Source organism: Balneola sp. EhC07, from assembly GCF_001650905.1.
GTDB lineage: Bacteria > Bacteroidota > Rhodothermia > Balneolales > Balneolaceae > Balneola.
Genome location: NZ_LXYG01000001.1, coordinates 164,851 through 181,696, shown reverse-complemented (window position 1 = coordinate 181,696; position 16,846 = coordinate 164,851). Strand labels below are relative to the sequence as shown.

At 36.8% G+C, this 16,846-nt stretch carries 17 protein-coding genes; 10 read left to right on the top strand and 7 right to left on the bottom strand.

The window, feature by feature from the left end:
- The first annotated feature begins 209 nt into the window (after window positions 1-209).
- From A8B79_RS00770 to A8B79_RS00760, 3 genes are all read left to right on the top strand, one after another.
- The gene (locus tag A8B79_RS00770; RefSeq protein ID WP_066216710.1) at window positions 210-587 is read left to right on the top strand and encodes a response regulator; all 378 of its coding nucleotides are present in this window, start codon (window positions 210-212) and stop codon (window positions 585-587) included.
- Between the two features lie 81 nt (window positions 588-668).
- The gene (locus tag A8B79_RS00765) at window positions 669-2,324 is read left to right on the top strand and encodes a sensor histidine kinase (RefSeq protein ID WP_066216709.1); all 1,656 of its coding nucleotides are present in this window, start codon (window positions 669-671) and stop codon (window positions 2,322-2,324) included.
- 55 nt (window positions 2,325-2,379) lie between these two features.
- A complete protein-coding gene (locus A8B79_RS00760; protein ID WP_066216707.1) occupies window positions 2,380-3,084 on the top strand; it encodes a response regulator transcription factor in 705 nt (234 codons plus the stop codon).
- On the opposite strand, the gene A8B79_RS00755 is transcribed toward A8B79_RS00760, so the two are convergent.
- Window positions 3,081-3,620: an NADPH-dependent FMN reductase gene (locus A8B79_RS00755; protein WP_066216704.1), complete on the bottom strand. Its 540-nt coding sequence runs from the start codon at window positions 3,618-3,620 to the stop codon at window positions 3,081-3,083. The two genes, A8B79_RS00760 and A8B79_RS00755, sit on opposite strands and share 4 nt — an antisense overlap.
- Window positions 3,621-3,799: 179 nt before the next feature.
- Between A8B79_RS00755 and A8B79_RS00750 the strand changes: the two genes are divergently transcribed.
- Window positions 3,800-5,083, top strand: a complete 1,284-nt coding sequence (locus A8B79_RS00750) for a sensor histidine kinase (RefSeq protein ID WP_066216701.1) — start codon at window positions 3,800-3,802, stop codon at window positions 5,081-5,083.
- Here A8B79_RS00750 and A8B79_RS00745 read toward each other — a convergent pair.
- From A8B79_RS00745 to A8B79_RS00730, 4 genes are all read right to left on the bottom strand, one after another.
- Window positions 5,071-6,438: a replication-associated recombination protein A gene (locus A8B79_RS00745; RefSeq protein ID WP_066216698.1), complete on the bottom strand. Its 1,368-nt coding sequence runs from the start codon at window positions 6,436-6,438 to the stop codon at window positions 5,071-5,073. The genes A8B79_RS00750 and A8B79_RS00745 overlap by 13 nt on opposite strands.
- Before the next feature lie 83 nt (window positions 6,439-6,521).
- Window positions 6,522-8,000 carry an FAD-binding domain-containing protein gene (locus tag A8B79_RS00740; protein ID WP_082894018.1) on the bottom strand — a complete coding sequence of 493 codons (1,479 nt, stop codon included), beginning with the start codon at window positions 7,998-8,000 and terminating at the stop codon, window positions 6,522-6,524.
- Window positions 8,001-8,053: 53 nt separating this feature from the next.
- Window positions 8,054-8,770 carry a hypothetical protein gene (locus A8B79_RS00735; RefSeq protein WP_066216695.1) on the bottom strand — a complete coding sequence of 239 codons (717 nt, stop codon included), beginning with the start codon at window positions 8,768-8,770 and terminating at the stop codon, window positions 8,054-8,056.
- Window positions 8,754-9,404, bottom strand: coding sequence for a hypothetical protein (locus A8B79_RS00730; RefSeq protein ID WP_066216692.1), 651 nt, complete (start codon window positions 9,402-9,404; stop codon window positions 8,754-8,756). The genes A8B79_RS00735 and A8B79_RS00730 overlap by 17 nt, the downstream gene beginning before the upstream one ends.
- 166 nt (window positions 9,405-9,570) lie before the next feature.
- Here A8B79_RS00730 and A8B79_RS00725 point away from each other — a divergent pair, with 166 nt between their 5' ends.
- The 6 genes from A8B79_RS00725 (at window position 9,571) to A8B79_RS00700 (ending at window position 14,773) form a co-directional block, all read left to right on the top strand.
- Window positions 9,571-10,671, top strand: a complete 1,101-nt coding sequence (locus A8B79_RS00725; RefSeq protein ID WP_066216688.1) for a fatty acid desaturase family protein — start codon at window positions 9,571-9,573, stop codon at window positions 10,669-10,671.
- 134 nt (window positions 10,672-10,805) lie between these two features.
- Window positions 10,806-11,189, top strand: a complete 384-nt coding sequence (locus tag A8B79_RS00720; protein WP_066216686.1) for a BlaI/MecI/CopY family transcriptional regulator — start codon at window positions 10,806-10,808, stop codon at window positions 11,187-11,189.
- Window positions 11,186-13,003 (top strand): M56 family metallopeptidase, encoded by a 1,818-nt coding sequence (locus tag A8B79_RS00715; RefSeq protein ID WP_066216683.1) that lies wholly within the window; start codon window positions 11,186-11,188, stop codon window positions 13,001-13,003. The genes A8B79_RS00720 and A8B79_RS00715 overlap by 4 nt, the downstream gene beginning before the upstream one ends.
- A gap of 107 nt (window positions 13,004-13,110) precedes the next feature.
- Window positions 13,111-13,290, top strand: coding sequence for a PspC domain-containing protein (locus A8B79_RS00710; RefSeq protein ID WP_066216677.1), 180 nt, complete (start codon window positions 13,111-13,113; stop codon window positions 13,288-13,290).
- Between the two features lie 110 nt (window positions 13,291-13,400).
- The gene (locus A8B79_RS00705; protein ID WP_066216675.1) at window positions 13,401-14,255 is read left to right on the top strand and encodes a hypothetical protein; all 855 of its coding nucleotides are present in this window, start codon (window positions 13,401-13,403) and stop codon (window positions 14,253-14,255) included.
- A gap of 122 nt (window positions 14,256-14,377) precedes the next feature.
- On the top strand, window positions 14,378-14,773 hold the full coding sequence (locus A8B79_RS00700; protein ID WP_066216673.1) for a hypothetical protein: 396 nt from the start codon (window positions 14,378-14,380) through the stop codon (window positions 14,771-14,773).
- 4 nt (window positions 14,774-14,777) lie between these two features.
- On the opposite strand, the gene A8B79_RS00695 is transcribed toward A8B79_RS00700, so the two are convergent.
- Complete coding sequence (locus tag A8B79_RS00695) at window positions 14,778-15,632, bottom strand: SDR family oxidoreductase (RefSeq protein WP_066216670.1); 855 nt, start codon at window positions 15,630-15,632, stop codon at window positions 14,778-14,780.
- 24 nt (window positions 15,633-15,656) lie between these two features.
- Entirely contained in the window at window positions 15,657-16,844 is a 1,188-nt protein-coding gene (locus tag A8B79_RS00690; RefSeq protein WP_066216665.1) for a thiolase family protein, read from the bottom strand.
- Window positions 16,845-16,846: the final 2 nt, after the last annotated feature.

Below are 16,846 nucleotides of genomic sequence, written 5' to 3'. Positions count from 1 at the left end.
TGTACCCTAATACCGCCCAAAACATTACTAGAAATCAAAACAGAATACTATTATAACTTAAATGAGGCAACTTATTTAGTTTTAACCATAAATAGAACTAACAAATAGGTTTTTTGTAATTATTATAATCTAAAAATCTTTAGTAATAAGAATTTTCTTTATCCATTAAACCTCTTATTATATAAGCTGATTTAAGAAGAGCTAATTTTATGGACAAGAAACAGAAAACGGTTATGATCGTTGAAGACGATCTCATCCTTAATCTGCTTTACGAAAGCTATTTAGAAAAACTGGGCTACGGGGCTGAGGGCGAACTTGTATACGGGAAAACTGCTATAGAAATTGCAAAACGTATAAAACCCGATTTGATCCTAATGGATATCTCTCTTGAAGGAGAAATGGATGGTATTGACGCCATGCTCGAGATCAGAAAATTCTCAGATGTACCTGTAATTTACATTACAGGTAATTCAGATCCTTATCATGTGGAAAGAGCAAAAGAAACCAATTATCTGGATTATTTAGTTAAACCTATCGAATTTGATGTTTTGAAGGAATCTTTAGTTAAAAACTTCGAAAAGCTTTAGAACATCACTTCAATTTCTTTCTTCATCTTTTTTTACCACCATTAAAATGGATGGGATCAAAGATTCTCCTATTTTATATACATGAACATTAATACAGCCAAAAAAATTGGTCGCAATCGCCTATTGCGCTGGATACTCCTGATGGTAGGCCTGTTTGCTATTATTGCACTCACCGGGATGAATGTTTTTAGCCTTTATGACATCCGGGAAAGAGTAACTGAGAGTGAGAGCGAACGTCAGCTTAAGAAAGCCGAAGAATTAACTGCTCTTGTTCAAAGTAAAATTTATGATCCCTTTACAAAACCCCTGAATATAGATGATCAAACTGAAGCATCTTTGGAAAATAACGGGGAAATTTCAAAAACATTAGAAAAGATCTTTATTGATCTGGCCGATAATCCCTACACTTCTTCTATTTATTATACCCCTGCTTCTAAAGATCCTTGTGAAACCGGCACCTCCATTTATTACTTCAATCAAAGTGATATGAAAATGGAAACAACCGGTGATTATAGCAGTTTGGTTTGCGACGGGGTTGGTCTTATACGCTCTGCTACTCGAATTCAGATCAATAATTTCGATCTCAGATGGCGTTCCATGATAGAGTTTGACGCCCATCGTAGCATGAATATTGGATTGATCAACTTAACCGAGAACAGGGTAATTGGGTATTTTACTTTTATTTTGGATCAGGAAGCAATTGTAAATAAGCTCATCGCACCACTCATTTATGAATACTTTGGTGGAATCGAGAATGATGGAACCATTGTATGGCTACATGATCATCGCAGAGATATTGTCTTAGCTTCCAATAACTCGTCTGTAGATTTTAGTGTTGATCTGGTAGATAACCGAGTACGTTTTCCAAGATTCTTCGGTGACTGGATCATAAAAGTAGCTTTCCTGAATCCACCGATCACCTCTGCTTATCAGGATACCTTTAGAAAAAATATTATAGTTCTTGGTTTTGCTGTTCTATTCTTAGTAGGCTCTTTACTGTTCATGTTCTACACTGCTCAAAAAGAACGAGAGCTTTCAATGAGGCAAGCAGGTTTTCTGGCTAATGTTACCCATGAGCTTAAAACTCCTTTAGCTGTTATGCAGGCAGCCGGGGAAAACATTTCTGATGGAAGAGTCACTGAACCCGAACGTCTTAAAAAGTATGGAGCTCATATTTACGATGAATCTATTCGTCTGAGAAAAATGATCGAAAAACTTCTGGACGTAGCTAAATATGATGCAGGCCAAACTCTCATAAATAAAACTCATCAAGATCTTAAAGTATTGATCGACAATTATTTGGCTGAGAATGAGGAGTTCATATTAGAAAAAGGATTTGAACTAGATTACAACTCCGAACAGGAAACTGATTTTAATGTTTTAGTAGATATAGATAGTATTGAAACCATCTTAAGTAATCTTTTTGAAAATGCTATTAAGTATAGCTTTGAAACAAAAAAGATCGCTATAAAATTATTTGAAGATGAATCTCAGATCAAACTCTCTATTCGGGATCACGGTGTTGGTATCCGCAAAAACGAACTGAAAAACATATTTAAGAAATTTTACAGAGTAGAAGAAACTCTGGTTGCTAAAACAAAAGGTCATGGATTAGGATTGAGTATTGTAAGAAACCTTGTTCTGTTGAATGGAGGTGATATTCATGTAGAAAGTGAATATGGTGTAGGAACAACTTTTGTGCTCTCTTTTCCAAAACTTAATACTCAAGAAATTTAAAACTACTCAAAAAAAAGTAGTATTATCCAATTTTACAATCTCAAACTAAGAAGATATGGCAGAGAAGAGTTCTAAAATCCTGATAGTAGAGGATGAACCCAGTCTAATTTTTACACTTCAAGATACACTAGAGGGTGAAGGATTTACCGTATTTGTAAGTGAAGATGGAGAAAGTGCGGTTGAAATGGTCAAGGAGCATAACCCTGACTTAATGATTCTCGATATTATGTTACCCGGGAAAAGCGGATATGATATTTGTAAAGATGTACGTGAACTTAAGTACACATTTCCGATTATTATGCTTACTGCTAAAGATCAGGAAACCGATAAGGTTAAAGGACTTGAGCTTGGAGCTGATGACTATCTTACTAAGCCTTTTGGGGTTAAAGAACTTCTTGCAAGAATTAAAGCACGCTTAAGAAGAGCCGGCACATATTCGAATGCAGGTGAAGTTGATATTCTTCAATTAGGTGAAGTTAAACTGGATCTGGCGGAAAGCGAAGCAATCCATCCCGGAGATAAGGTTGTAGAACTTACAGCCCGTGAGGTTGAATTGATAAGATATTTACTTTCTCATGCTAACAACCCGGTTTCCAGAGATGAGCTACTCGAAAAAGTATGGAGATATGAATACAGCACAAATACCAGAACTGTAGATGTTCATATTTCAAAATTAAGAGCTAAAATCGAAGTTCATCCCGATGATCCACGCTACTTAATTACGCTGCACGGAGTCGGATATATGCTAAAGTCGAATTAAGAGTTATCACGAACAAACTTAATAAAGTTCTCAACCTGAGAATCTAAAAGTTTTTGCTTGAAATCATCTTTTAAGCCTGTTTCCGGATCAAATTCTTTTGATACTCTGGGTATAAATACTCTTTCTGGAAATTGAAGTGCATTTCTGTAATTAGCTATCATTTGAAATTGTTCAACAGACCTCAATGCTCCGAATGCTCCTGAAGCTTCGCCTATAAATGCCATTGGCATCTTTTCAAATGCCCCCGGAAACGGGAGGTAATCGATAAACATTTTGAGAATTCCCGGAAATCCCCCATTGTATTCCGGAATCACAAATATGAGCGCATCAGCATTCAAAATAGGGTCTCTGAATTTTTTTATGGACGGAATTTCTTTTCCATATTTACCACCTATCACATCAACTAATGGAAAATCCTCCAAGCTTATTACTTGAGCTTCTATATCTTTAGTTTTGTAAAGCCCCGACACATATTGGGATACTTTTAGTGCCCATGAGTTAGGGCGATCTGTACTGCTGATTATTTTTAAATTCATTCAGTTATTGAGTTTTTCATAAGTAACAATATTCCTGTCAAATCATTCATTTGTTTGAAGTGTTTGTTAATTTGCCCGACTAAGTTTTTAATTTATTAAAGAAATTACGATAATCGTATAGAATAAATAGGTTTCAAAACATTACACATACTTAAAGCCTTTCTTAAGGCAATCTGATAATGGCTAAACTTTCAATAAAAGATCCTAGGATAGTTTCTGTTATTGGGCTCATTGGTTTAATAGGATATATAACTGACGCGTTATTATTTCCCGTTTCGTATGAGCTTGCACTTATGAATATTGCCTGCAGTTTTTTTACTTCTCTGGCTTTAATTTTTCATTTAGTAAAAAAGCCAAAAATCGAACTCAGCCTTTCTCTGTTTGCACTTATTTTGTTAGTAAATCTTTTGGTAGCTCCTTTCTTTCAAATAGCTGAACCTGATTTTTCTTCATTCTACATCAGGAACACACTTTTCTTTTGGGTAATAATGCCTCTTTTGGGATTAACAATTCATAAGAACATGTTCATTATAAGTGCAGTATTGTACCTCATACAGTTTGGAGTAATATTATTAGTCAGTAAAAATCCTTTTTTAGTGAACTCCTCAGCTACAATTTTTTTGGTTCTTATCGGATACCTCTACATAATTTTGTTTTTACTTCGAATGCTTGAAGAAGCTGCCCTAAGAACAGAAAAACTAATTACCAAACTACGTGAGAATAACACTGAGTTAGTTAATAAAAAGGAAGAACTAAGTTCACTTGTGAAAACTAAAGACAAACTCTTCTCCGTTCTGGCTCATGATCTACAATCTCCTTTTATGGGCATTTCAGGCCTTAGTGAAATGATCAAAAAAAATGCCCAAAAAGGAAAAAAGGATGAAGTAATTGAATATAGTAAGATGATCGCTGATACAACTAAAAGAACCAGCACGCTCTTTACAAACCTACTCGACTGGGCTGCAAGCCAAACTGGTGAGCTGGAAATGAAACATACTATTAATAACTTGGATGAATGTCTGGATGAAACTATTGCTTTACTACAAGACCATCAGCAGAGAAAGAATATTACGATCCTGAAAGACAATACTAATATCAAAATTAGTGCAGATCCGAACGGACTTAAAACGGTTCTAAGGAATCTGATTTCTAACGCTCTTAAATTCACTCCTCATGATGGAATAATTAAAATTTCAGCTGAAAAGAACAGAGACGAAGCTGTTGTATCCATATCCGATTCAGGTATTGGTATTAAGAGCGATTTGATCCCTAAGATATTTAAAACGGATACTTATATCAGCACAGAAGGAACTGATGATGAACACGGAACAGGAATTGGCTTAAGTCTCTGTAAAGAAATGATCGTTCGGCATAATGGCAAAATTTGGGCAGACAGCAAACCCGGTCAGGGGAGCATTTTTTACTTTTCACTTCCCAATTTAAACTCAGTTCAAGAAGATTGAGACCTTTTTTTAATCTCATTTAATCTCTTTATCAGCAAACCTTCTCTCCCTTCTTTTCCTGGTTCATAAAACTTTTTCCCATTCAGTATCTCAGGAAGATATTCCTGATCAACCCAATTTCCTTCAAAGCTGTGAGGATATTTATAATCTTTTGAAGCATTTTCTGTATCTAGGTATGTAGATGAAAGTCGATTAGCGGTTCTGTCTTTTAAATAAGGAGGAACAGCTCCCACTCCCTTTTCCCGTACTTCTTTACTAGCTTCAAAAATACCTTTGGTACTGTTACTTTTCGGGCAAATACTTAAGTACGTACAAGCATGGGATAAAAAATACATTCCTTCCGGCATCCCTGTTTTCATAAATGCCTCCTGACAGGAATTAACGATTGTAATCGCATTTGGTTCAGCCATTCCCACATCTTCACTGGCGAATATGAGTAATCTCCTGAAAAGGAAATTAGGATCATCCCCTCCTTCCAACATGGCATTCATCCAATATAGCGCTGCGTCAGTATCCGAACCTCTTAAAGATTTTATAAAAGCTGAAGCATAATGGTAGTGCTCGTCTCCTGTTCTATCATAACGAACATTTCTTCTTTGTATACTTTCTTCGGCGATCTCTTTGGTGATATGGATTTCACCCTGCTCATTTTTCTTACTTGATAAAACCGCTACTTCCAGTGCATTCAATGCATTTCGAACATCTCCTCCGGCATAATCAGCTAAATGATCTAATGCTTCTTTATCTGCTTGTATGTCTTTATCTCCTAAACCTCTTTCTTCGTCTGCAAGAGCTCTGTCCAACATTCTTCTTACATCAGGAACCGTTAAAGGAAACAACTCGAACAACTGACATCGCGAAAGCAATGGATTAACTAATGAGTAAAATGGATTTTCTGTTGTAGCTCCTACCAACGTAATGATCCCTGATTCCAGATGAGGAAGTAATGCATCTTGCTGAGCTTTATTCCAACGATGGATCTCATCTACAAAAAGAATGGTTTTTCGTCCATTCAACTTTTTTAGTTTTTCCGCTTGCTCTACTACAGCTCGGAGCTCTTTTATACCATCCAGAACAGCGTTGATGACTTTAAAACTGGCTTTGATCTCTTTTGAAATGACATGCGCTAAGGTAGTTTTTCCGGAACTAGGCGGACCATAAAAGATCAATGATCCAATGATCCCACTTTCGATCATTCTTTGAAGCATCTTTCCTTCACCTACCAAATGTTCCTGACCTGCAAACTCTTCTAACGACTGTGGACGCATTCGGGTTGCTAGTGGTTCATCGGAATAACTATTTCCTGAATCGTTTACTTGAAATGAAGATGCATTTTTATCTTGAAATAGATCCATTTTGTTGGATTGGTTGAACATGTGCAATATATGTTATTGCAGGGCAAAAATCACACTGTACAAATGACAAATCTCAATCCTAACTATAAAAGTGATTTTTGGTTTCCGTACTTCGCAAGATACTGATCCAGTTTGACTTTTTTTCTGGTGCTGTCACTGGTCATATAGCGAAGCTTGCCAAAGATCTCTCTTTCCTGCCACGCCCGGTCAAATCGACCAAAGCACCAGAATATTCCGGAGTAGCTGTTTGGGTCCCTCCCATCGATCGCATATTTGTTATTCAGTTCTATCATGTATTCTAATGCGGTTCGGTGATCGGGAGTCCACTCTATGATCTTTTTTCCCCACAACATTCGTAAGTAATTATGAATGATTCCCTCCTCTCTCAACTGGGTTTGTGCGGCATTCCAAATTTCGTCATGTGTTTTGGATTGTTCAAATTCTTCCAAAGTGTACACATATTCCCTAACGTCATTTTTGTGTTCTTCCATGGTTGTTTTTGCCCAGTTTGGCAGAGACTCAAATTCATCGTAATTATTTACATGATGTGCATAATGAAATCCAACTTCCCGCCAGGTGATCACTTCGTCGAGAAAGCTTTCTATATTTCCGTCCCCGTTAAAAAAGCCACTATTCTTACCTCCGTTTGGTGTAAGATCTTCAAGAGTCCACCCTTCGGGCTGATGATCAAGAGCAGCTTTAACGATCTCATATTCACTGATCTTTCCGAAATGTAACCAGGGACTTAATCCACTCGTTTTCTTTTTGTCGGGGTGATTTCTTTTCTCGTCGTATTCCAGCAAACTATGCCCAATAAAATGTCCCAGTTTTCCCAATGCTGCTTGTCGGGTTCCGGTCATTTCGATAACTCCCACTTCATGATCAATATCTAACCCGGATATAGTTTCTTCTATGTTTTCCAGCATCTTATCTGCTTTTGGATAATCATTCAGAAAATCTTTGGGTAATTCGATCTTATCTCTGTTCTCTAACTCTTCGATTGGATCTTTCTTGGGTGGATTTGTGAATCCTTCCTTGAAATGTTTTTGCATGATCTTTCTGAACAGATATGCTGAGTACGGATCTTTATCAGTTACCCCAAGTGGAATGATACCATTTGAATCAATTGTGGTATATGGAACATCAATTTTATCTGCTACCCGTTCGTTGTGTTTTTTTATGATGAAGACAGGATATTCATCCGAAATAACATTACATGCATTTTCAGCTAATCGATAGAACAGTCCTTTACCTGCTCCGATCTCCGGTTCCACAAAACTGAAATAATTCAGATCGTTGGATTCAGCAAAGTCCAGATTCTCTTTCATTCCTTGCATGATAAATGCGTGGAATCGATCACACGCCCATGGGTATTCAATTGAAAGGCCTTCGTAGATAAGCAGTGGTTTCCCTAATTTATTTGCCCAACCTATGGCATATTCAAGAGCGTAGTTATACTGGAATCTTCGATTGATCTGCATCCAATAAAGAACATAATCGCCGTTCTCGTTTGGTTCATTGTTGTTTCTGGAAAACTTTCGGTAACTGTTGATATTTTTCATAAGCATTTGATCTTTTGGTTAAACCAATTGCTTATGTTCGAAATTCCATCTTCTTAATATGTTCTTTGGTATTTAAAAATTTGGTCTGAGTATGGCCGGATAATTGTAGTCGCAGTGAAATTATTAACCTTATCTGAAGAAATGGTAATGGTAGCGGAAGAATCATCCGGGTTTGTAACCAACAAGTAATGAAATTCTGAATTTATAATTTCTGTAATATTCTCAGCATTAAATTCAGCTAAAACCGAGATGTCATCAAACTCTAAGATTTCTTCCGCTATTATAAATGAAACATCGGTAAGCTCCATCCGCATTACATCATGAGTTCTGCTCATCTGTGAGCTTTTGTCTACATTTTGAAACCAATGTATCTTAGACGCTCCTGCAATCATAGGCATAACAACAATTATAAGCATTAAAGCACTCCCGGTATACCAAAGTGCTGTTGGATTTTCTCTTTTTTCGGATTGGATAGTCCCTTTTACAAACAAAAAAGGGATAACAACAAAAATAAGTATTAAGCTTATTGTTATTCCTGCTCTTGCTCCTTTGTAGAAGGCAGAAGTGGTTTCATCTCCCGAAAACTCGTTAATGGATTCTATCACAGAAATTCCATTCACTTGAGTAGACGGGACCGTACTTGGCAAAAATACATCCGGATATTTTGACATTGAATACGAATCAGTAATAGTAATTAATGCATAGGAAATTATAATGCCTATTAACACGGATGATAACCAGGGTAGCCATTTATTAGTTTTGTCTTTCATGGGTAACTCCCTCCTTTGTTAATGTCGTTTTTGTTTGAAGAAGCCCAACAGAACCATTCCAATTTTCAAAATCATCATCCCAACTTTGAGAAAGAGGTGCTGTTGAAAATATCGCAAAGCTATCAGATCCGGGATCTGTGTAATAAACAAAGTTCAATTCCTTTTCCAGTTCAGCTGTTTTTACCTGAAATCTCTGATCATCTTTAAGTCGCTCACCAAAAAAATCAGTAGCAACTTCAATAACCGATACATCATCTCCTTTTTCATTTGATAACAGATACGCCCTGTAAACCTCTAAAAGCTCTGCTCTGATCTCTGTTTCTATAATTGAGCTGTCAATGGTAATTCGAATTTCTCTAAGCAATTCTCTTTGAGTATCTGCTCTGTAATAATCAAAGGTGAAGATGGCTAAAGAATTAACAATTAATAGAGCTAAAAAAATAAGTGTTACCTTTCCTGAATCAGTGTTTATAAAGTTCTTCTTACCATATCTGTACAGAACTATCAGGTATATAACTGATCCAAAAAGTGACAGAAATAATCCCGCCCAAATATACCCCATCAAGGATGGAATCAGGAAAAGAAGTCCTGTAAAAAAAACTCCTCCAATTAATATTTTGTATTCTCTTTTCATATTTCAAAGTTAAGTTCCTCGTAAATATATAATTTTTATATAATTTTGAAGTGAAAATTCTTTCTGCTCTTCTTTTCATATTTATTCCTAAAAATGAATTAAATTACATGGCACTTGATGGGAATTAAAATGTTTTCAAAATTACTTCGTAAATAAAATCTACGTAATGGCTGATAAGGTAACTTTTAACAATAAAATTGATCGGGAATTCAGTAAAACAGTAAAGGCAAGGGTAAATAGATACTTTGAAGAGAAGAATCTCTCTAAGAACGCTAATACTTCTATGGTTATTAAAACCATAATAATTTTAGGTATTTACTTCGGATCTTACGCTCTTATTATTTCCGGCGGGTTTTCTCTTCCATTGATGTGGTTTTTCTGTATTACAATGGGTATTGGAATGGCCGGAATTGGGTTCTCAGTATCTCATGATGCTCTCCATGGTGCTTATTCTTCTAACAATACAATTAATTATCTGATTGGTCTCTCTTTCGATTTTGTTGGTGCAAACGGGTACATCTGGAAGATCACACATAATATTATTCATCACACCTATACCAATATACATGGACATGATGAAGATCTTGAAGTAGCAGAATTCATTCGATTATCACCACATTCTGAACATAAGCCCGTACATCGTTTTCAACAATATTTAGCATTTCCTGCCTACAGTTTTGCAACCATTTTTTGGGTATTCGTTAAAGATTACTGGTATTTCTTTAAACCGGAATTGGGACCTTATGAAAACAAAAATCATCCGGTAAAAGAATGGGTTACTTTAATTTTAACCAAACTGGTGTATTATGGTTATGCTATTGTGCTTCCATTATTGATCCTTGATATTACCTGGTGGCAATTGCTTATCGGATTTTTATCTGTCCATCTAACAGCCGGATTGATCCTTGGAATTATCTTTCAATTGGCTCACGTAGTTGAAGAAACAACGCATCCTATTCCTGATGAACAAAACATGATCGATAACCACTGGGCGATTCATGAAATGTTCACTACGAATAACTTTGCTCGTAAGAATAAAGTGTTGTCTTGGTATATAGGAGGACTGAATTATCAAATTGAACACCATCTTTTCCCAAAAGTATGCAGTATTCACTATCCAAAAATAAGTCCCATTGTTGAAGAAGTAGCTAATGAATTTGGCATTCCCTACAACTGTCATGATACATTCAGTGAAGCGGTTGCATCACACTACCGTACTTTAAAGAAGTTTGGAGATCCTAAATTTGAATGGGCTCCCGCCGTTTAAAACCACTTTTTCTTAATTTTCAAAGGTAGATTTAACCATCTGCCTTTTTCATTTCTCTGATTTATTTTGAAATACTATTGACTTAGTATTAAATACTATTATATTAGTAGGAGTATTTAACTAACAATAGAAATATGAAAAAATCTCTAACGCCACTTGGCGAAAGTGAAATGGAAATCCTTCATCATGTATGGGAACTGGGCGAAGCAACTGTAGCTGAAGTACAGGAACTTATCCTGAAAAAAAGAAAGATCGCCTACACTACTGTTATGACCATTATGAAAAACCTTAACGACAAAGGTTTTCTTAAATATCGAAAACAAGGCGTAACCTATGTATACAGCGCTGCTATTGAGCCTGAAAATGTCCAGTCCAGCCTTATCTCTAATTTGATCAACAAGGTTTTTAAAGGCTCCCCTTCTGCCCTTGTTCAAACATTAGTGAAGGGTGAAAATCTATCCGAAGATGAGCTTAAAGCTATCAGAAATATGATTGATAATATGGAGGATGAACAATGAAGAGTTTCTTTGATTTCATTCAACAACTGGGCGCCTCTTCTGCCGACATTATCTGGTTTCCACTACTGATCTGGACGTGTGTAGCTACTCTTGTTTTCTTTATTCTTAGAATGAAAAAATCCATCAATCCACTATACCAATATCATATACGGGTTGCTACATTATTAGCATTACCCATGGGTTTGATCTCTGCAATTATACTGCAAGCTTTTTCTAGCCTTTACTCTTCTTCAAATCTGTCTACTTCCGTTTTTGTTGTAGAAAACCCGTTACCTGTGATCTATACTGCCTCCGGAAACTCTAACGAAGCTGCGTTTTCAATTCCATGGACGGAAGCTAATTTTTTGGTTGGTATGATCTCTGCATTATTTCTGATCATAGCTGCTTTTATGCTCATAAGATTGATCTACAGTTATGTTCAGCTTAAGAAATTACATTCTGATCTGACAACAGAACCTTTAACGAATACTAAATTCAGTAATGGAATAAAGGATGGTTCCGTTTCCGTAGCTTTTCACGACCATCCTTTAGTTCCATTCACTTTTGGCTGGAAAAATCCCATCATTGTTCTTCCTGAAAGAATAAAGAATGACTCCACTAAGCTGGATATGGCCATTCAACATGAACTGGTACATATACGAAGAGGTGATTATCTATTACAACTGGCTTTGTCTGTAATTCAGTCTTTGTTCTGGTTTCATCCTCTGGTGAAAATCGGCACAAATGAAATTGAAATATATCGTGAGATCTCTTGCGATCAGGAAGTTCTGAACACTTCTGATATCCATCCAAAAAAATATGCCAACATGTTATTGGAGCTTATTCCTCTTAATAAAGGATATGGAAGCTTTGCTGTAAACATGGCTGTTAAGCAATCAACTTTAAAACAAAGAATCGAAACTATGAAACATCATAAAATGCATAAAACATCTTATAAACGAAGTCTCTTTCTGCTGTTATCTATAACCCTGATGGTAATAGCTCCTATTGCCTGCTCTGATCTTAGAGGACCGGAAACATTATCAGATGAAGAGATTATGTCTTCAGAGTTCGTATTTAGTAAAGCAACTGTAGAAATAAATGGGAATGAAGTATTCAAATCAGTTAGAACTCAAAAATTCCCCGGTCTTGATGGGCTAATGATAGCTCCTGCTAATTACGGAACCTTCATCATCTCAGCTACTCAGTTTGATGGAGCTTCTTTAACCGGAAAAATTGAAGGTAATAGGTTTTCAGCAAAAGTAAATCAACTCGATCTAGTTTTAACTTCCGAGAGTTCAATTTTTTCGGGTGATGATGTTAATATTTGGATTAGACATTTCCCGAATAAAAAATGGGACCATAATGTACTGGGAACTATGACTTACTCTAGAATCCAAGATGCTGAATTTCTTGAAAATCTTACTCCTGTAAATATTCCTTCACCTCCAGAGAAGAATAATCCGGTTGACCAAGAAGTATTTATAGTTGTTGAGAATATGCCGGAACTCGTTGGCGGTCAGGTAGGCTTACAAAGTAAAGTCGAATATCCAGCCGTAGCTAAAAGAGCCGGCATAGAGGGACGTGTAACCGTACAGTTCATAGTTGATAAAAATGGAAATGTAAAAAACCCTAAAGTAATTCGCGGTATCGGTGGCGGTTGCGATGAAGAGGCTTTACGAGTAGTTAGCCAGGCTAAATTTAAACCGGGCATTCAACGCGGTAGAAATGTTGAAGTCCAAATGAGTTTACCAATTTTGTTTAAGCTAAGTAACTCTGAGTTTAAAAAAGAAAAGGTTGATGTTTCATCTCATAGTATAGAAAATCAAAAATAATACTCCCATATATAAAAGGAATAATCTCTGAAATTAATTTCAACTTTTTGAAACTTCTTTAATTTGCTTGCGTAACTATACTTTGATTATAACCAAATTTGTATGTTATGCCAGCAAAATTAAGGAAATCCAGAAGTGATAAAATGCTGGCCGGCGTTTGTTCCGGTCTTGCAGAATATCTTGGATGGGATCCAACTATTGTACGAATCTTATTTGTAGTTTTAGCTTTCAGCTACGGATTCGCCATCTTCGCTTATTTTATCTTAGCCATCGTAATGCCGGATTGATCCTTAGTTTTTATTATTGTAAAAGGTTCTTGTGATAATCATAAGAGCCTTTTCTTGTTTAATTAGTTTTGCATTAGCATCTTATGCCAACTTAAACTATCTAAGGTAATATGAAAGTTGGAATTGTTGGCGATGCTACCAGAACCGTAGCCTGGGAAAAACATTTAAGACCACACGGAATTGTAAGCGAGGTAAATCTCGTCCCCACTGTGTCTGATCTTGGCTCGGTCGATGCCTGTCTTATTCTTGATAATTCTGAATCGAATCTGGATACTCTTCTCGAAACAGTTCAGAACGGATATAGCTGCTTTTTGATCTCAAAACAGCCAACCGATATTCCAAAACTTGAAAAAATACATCGGGCAGCTAAAGAATCCGGAGTTAAAATTCAGTTCTCTCACTGGCCTTCACTGGCTCCGGCAACCCAATGGATGATGGATGAAATTCACCGCCCTCATTTTTTGCATATTAACAGATATATAACTCGCTCCACTTTAGTAGATCCGGTAAATGAATTTAGGAATATTTGGATCGATGAACTAGGATTGTGTATAAAGTGGATAGACAGTGGCATTCATCATATTGAGGCACAGGCCAGCTGGTTAGATCCCAAAAATCCTATTTCAACTCACCTATTTATTCGTTTTGATAATGGAAGTACCGCTTCTATCATCGTATATGTTTCTTCGCAGGAAAACCAACATCAAAGATTGGCTATCAGTAAAACAGAAGTTTTGGATTGTAATGTTCCTACACAGGCAATCCGAACAGGGCGACTAAATGATGGCGGACATCTCTTCTTCGGAAAACAAACTTTTGATCCTGCGCAGGCTGCCGAAAAAGCAGCTCTTCTGTTTCTGAAATCTGTTCAAATGAATTCAGAAACGCCATATTCAAGTTACGACGCTATTCAATTAGCTAAACAAATTCAAAAAGTAGATCAACGGCTAGGTTTGTTTTCTTAATAACTTCAAATTTATTAACAAGTATTCTCAATTTTCCAATATTAACTTAATGTTAAGAAATCCTTTACTTTGTGTTAACAATTTGATAACATAGCTCTAGAAACAACTCAGAGGCTATTATCATGAAAAAATCAATTCTTCTATCGGCACTTGTATTTTTATTTACAATGGGAATAAACGGTCAAAGTGTGTCTTTAGATCAAGAACCTGAAAAGACCTTTACTAAAATAACAGAAAGTATTTATAGTGTTGAAGTAAAAGCTTCAAATGGAAATGTAATTCAAAGTGGCGAATACTTATTAGTAGACAAGCAACTTCTTAATCATGGAATTTGGACATTATTTGCTCATAATTCAGCAGATGTATTAACCAGAATTAAGTACGATAAAGGAGAAAGAATCTGGTTAGAAACTAAAATAGATGGCAATTTTAAAAGACTCAGTAATAATGAAATCATCATTAAGCAGCTTGAAACAAAGATTGCATCTCTGGAAGAAAAAATAGATTCAATTTATTAAACTTTTATTTAGGCTTCATAGCTTTAAACGCCTTTTTGAGTTTTTTCCTGGACATCAAATCATTAATAAAGTTGAACTGTCCGGCTTGCAATCTTTCTCCACCGTCAATTACTACGCTCTCTCCTGTCATATACAAAGCCATGTCTGACATCAAGAAAGTTGCAAGATTTGCTAGTTCTTTATGTTCACCGTATCGCTTCATAGGTATCTTGTTGATAAACTTTTTCTCGATCAGTTTATCAGGAACTAAACGTGACCAAGCTCCTTTAGTAGGAAACGGTCCGGGAGCAATCGCATTTACCCTGATTCCATATTCTGCCCATTCAAATGCTAATGATCTAGTCATTGCCAGAACTCCCGCTTTACTACAAGCTGACGGCAGCACAAAAGCACATCCGGTACTCTCCGCATAAGTAGTAACTATATTCAGAATCGAACCTTCTTTCTCATTGTCGATCAAGTAGTTTCCAAAAGCATGTGTGCAATTAAAACTTCCATGAAGTACGATATCGACAATAGCTTTAAATCCACCGGGAGTAAGATCTTCAGAAGCAGATAAAAAATTCCCGGCTGCATTGTTTACCAATCCTTCCATCGAACCGAAATCTTCGACAATTTTTGAGATCATTTCTGTAACAGCGGTGTGGTCCCTCACATCACAAATATAATATCCTGCTTTTGTAGACTCTCCGGCTTCTTCAATCTCTTTAGTAGCTTTTTGAAGCTTTTCCTCTGTTCTTCCACAGATCGCAATATTTGCTCCACTTTCAGCAAAACCTTTTGCCATAGCTAATCCAAGTCCGCTTCCCCCTCCTGTGATTAAAATTGTTTTTCCTGAAAGAGTGTCTTTAGTAAACATGTTTGTTCCTTTAATTTTTCTAGATTAGCTAAGATTTTCAAATATTCCTGCGGCACCCATTCCCCCACCAATACACATGGTTACCATTCCGTATTTTGATTTTCTGGATTGCATTTCGTGAAGGATCTGAGCGGTAAGTTTAGCCCCTGTACAACCTAACGGGTGGCCCATTGCAATTGCTCCCCCATTTACATTAGTGATATCCTGATCAATGCCGAGTTCGCGTATCACCGCCAATGATTGTGCCGCAAATGCTTCGTTCAATTCTATGAGATCGATATCACTTAATTTAAGTCCTGTTTGTTTTAGCACTTTCGGAATAGCTTCTACCGGACCAATTCCCATCAATTCCGGTGCAACACCCGCTACAGAAAATCCAACATATCGGGCTATTGGAGTAAGTCCCAGTTCTTTTACTTTTTCACCACTCATTACGATCACTCCTGCTGCTGCATCGTTCATTTGGGATGAATTTCCGGCGGTAACAGAACCATCTGCTTTAAATACTGCCCTTAATTTTGCCAGAACTTCTTTACTTGTATCTGCTCTGGGACCTTCATCTTTTCGGAAAGTGAATTTCTCTTCGATGATCTCGCCATCAGCACTGATTTTCTTCTCTACTACTTCGATCGGAGTTATCTGGGAATCAAACTTTCCATTTTCCCAGGCAGCAATTGCTCTTTGGTGACTTTGATAAGCAAAAGCGTCCTGATCTTCACGACTTACACCGTATTTATCAGCAACATTTTCTGCAGTCAATCCCATACTGATATATAGCTCAGGTTTATTATCCACCAATTCAGGATTTGGCTGAACAGACATTCCCCCCATTGGAACCAAAGACATGGATTCAACTCCTCCTGCTACAATTACATCAGCAGCGCCAACCATAATTCTTTCTGCTGCCATCGCAATAGTTTGTAATCCTGATGAACAAAATCTGTTTACCGTCACGCCCGGCACTTTATCAGGAAGTCCACCTAGCGCCGCGATTTGTTTCGCTACATTCAGACCTTGTGATGCTTCCGGAAATGCACATCCCATGATCACATCTTCTACCATTTCAGGACTGACTTCCGGAGTTCGTTTTAAAAGTTCTTTGATAACAGCGCCACCCATAGAATCCGGTCTCGTAAACCGAAGCGATCCTTTGTTAGCTTTACCACAAGCTGTTCGTGTTGCTGCAACTATGTATGCTTCTTTTATAGACATAA

Excerpts from the sequence above, each read along its gene's own strand:
- A8B79_RS00740 (WP_082894018.1), bottom strand. The coding sequence starts at position 8,000 with ATGAAAAATATCAACAGTTACCGAAAGTTTTCCAGAAACAACAATGAA.
- A8B79_RS00745 (WP_066216698.1), bottom strand. The coding sequence starts at position 6,438 with ATGGATCTATTTCAAGATAAAAATGCATCTTCATTTCAAGTAAACGAT.
- A8B79_RS00700 (WP_066216673.1), top strand. The coding sequence starts at position 14,378 with ATGAAAAAATCAATTCTTCTATCGGCACTTGTATTTTTATTTACAATG.
- A8B79_RS00715 (WP_066216683.1), top strand. The coding sequence starts at position 11,186 with ATGAAGAGTTTCTTTGATTTCATTCAACAACTGGGCGCCTCTTCTGCC.
- A8B79_RS00755 (WP_066216704.1), bottom strand. The coding sequence starts at position 3,620 with ATGAATTTAAAAATAATCAGCAGTACAGATCGCCCTAACTCATGGGCA.
- A8B79_RS00730 (WP_066216692.1), bottom strand. The coding sequence starts at position 9,404 with ATGAAAAGAGAATACAAAATATTAATTGGAGGAGTTTTTTTTACAGGA.
- A8B79_RS00705 (WP_066216675.1), top strand. The coding sequence starts at position 13,401 with ATGAAAGTTGGAATTGTTGGCGATGCTACCAGAACCGTAGCCTGGGAA.
- A8B79_RS00690 (WP_066216665.1), bottom strand. The coding sequence starts at position 16,844 with ATGTCTATAAAAGAAGCATACATAGTTGCAGCAACACGAACAGCTTGT.
- A8B79_RS00760 (WP_066216707.1), top strand. The coding sequence starts at position 2,380 with ATGGCAGAGAAGAGTTCTAAAATCCTGATAGTAGAGGATGAACCCAGT.
- A8B79_RS00710 (WP_066216677.1), top strand. The coding sequence starts at position 13,111 with ATGCCAGCAAAATTAAGGAAATCCAGAAGTGATAAAATGCTGGCCGGC.
- A8B79_RS00735 (WP_066216695.1), bottom strand. The coding sequence starts at position 8,770 with ATGAAAGACAAAACTAATAAATGGCTACCCTGGTTATCATCCGTGTTA.
- A8B79_RS00770 (WP_066216710.1), top strand. The coding sequence starts at position 210 with ATGGACAAGAAACAGAAAACGGTTATGATCGTTGAAGACGATCTCATC.
- A8B79_RS00765 (WP_066216709.1), top strand. The coding sequence starts at position 669 with ATGAACATTAATACAGCCAAAAAAATTGGTCGCAATCGCCTATTGCGC.
- A8B79_RS00695 (WP_066216670.1), bottom strand. The coding sequence starts at position 15,632 with ATGTTTACTAAAGACACTCTTTCAGGAAAAACAATTTTAATCACAGGA.
- A8B79_RS00725 (WP_066216688.1), top strand. The coding sequence starts at position 9,571 with ATGGCTGATAAGGTAACTTTTAACAATAAAATTGATCGGGAATTCAGT.
- A8B79_RS00720 (WP_066216686.1), top strand. The coding sequence starts at position 10,806 with ATGAAAAAATCTCTAACGCCACTTGGCGAAAGTGAAATGGAAATCCTT.
- A8B79_RS00750 (WP_066216701.1), top strand. The coding sequence starts at position 3,800 with ATGGCTAAACTTTCAATAAAAGATCCTAGGATAGTTTCTGTTATTGGG.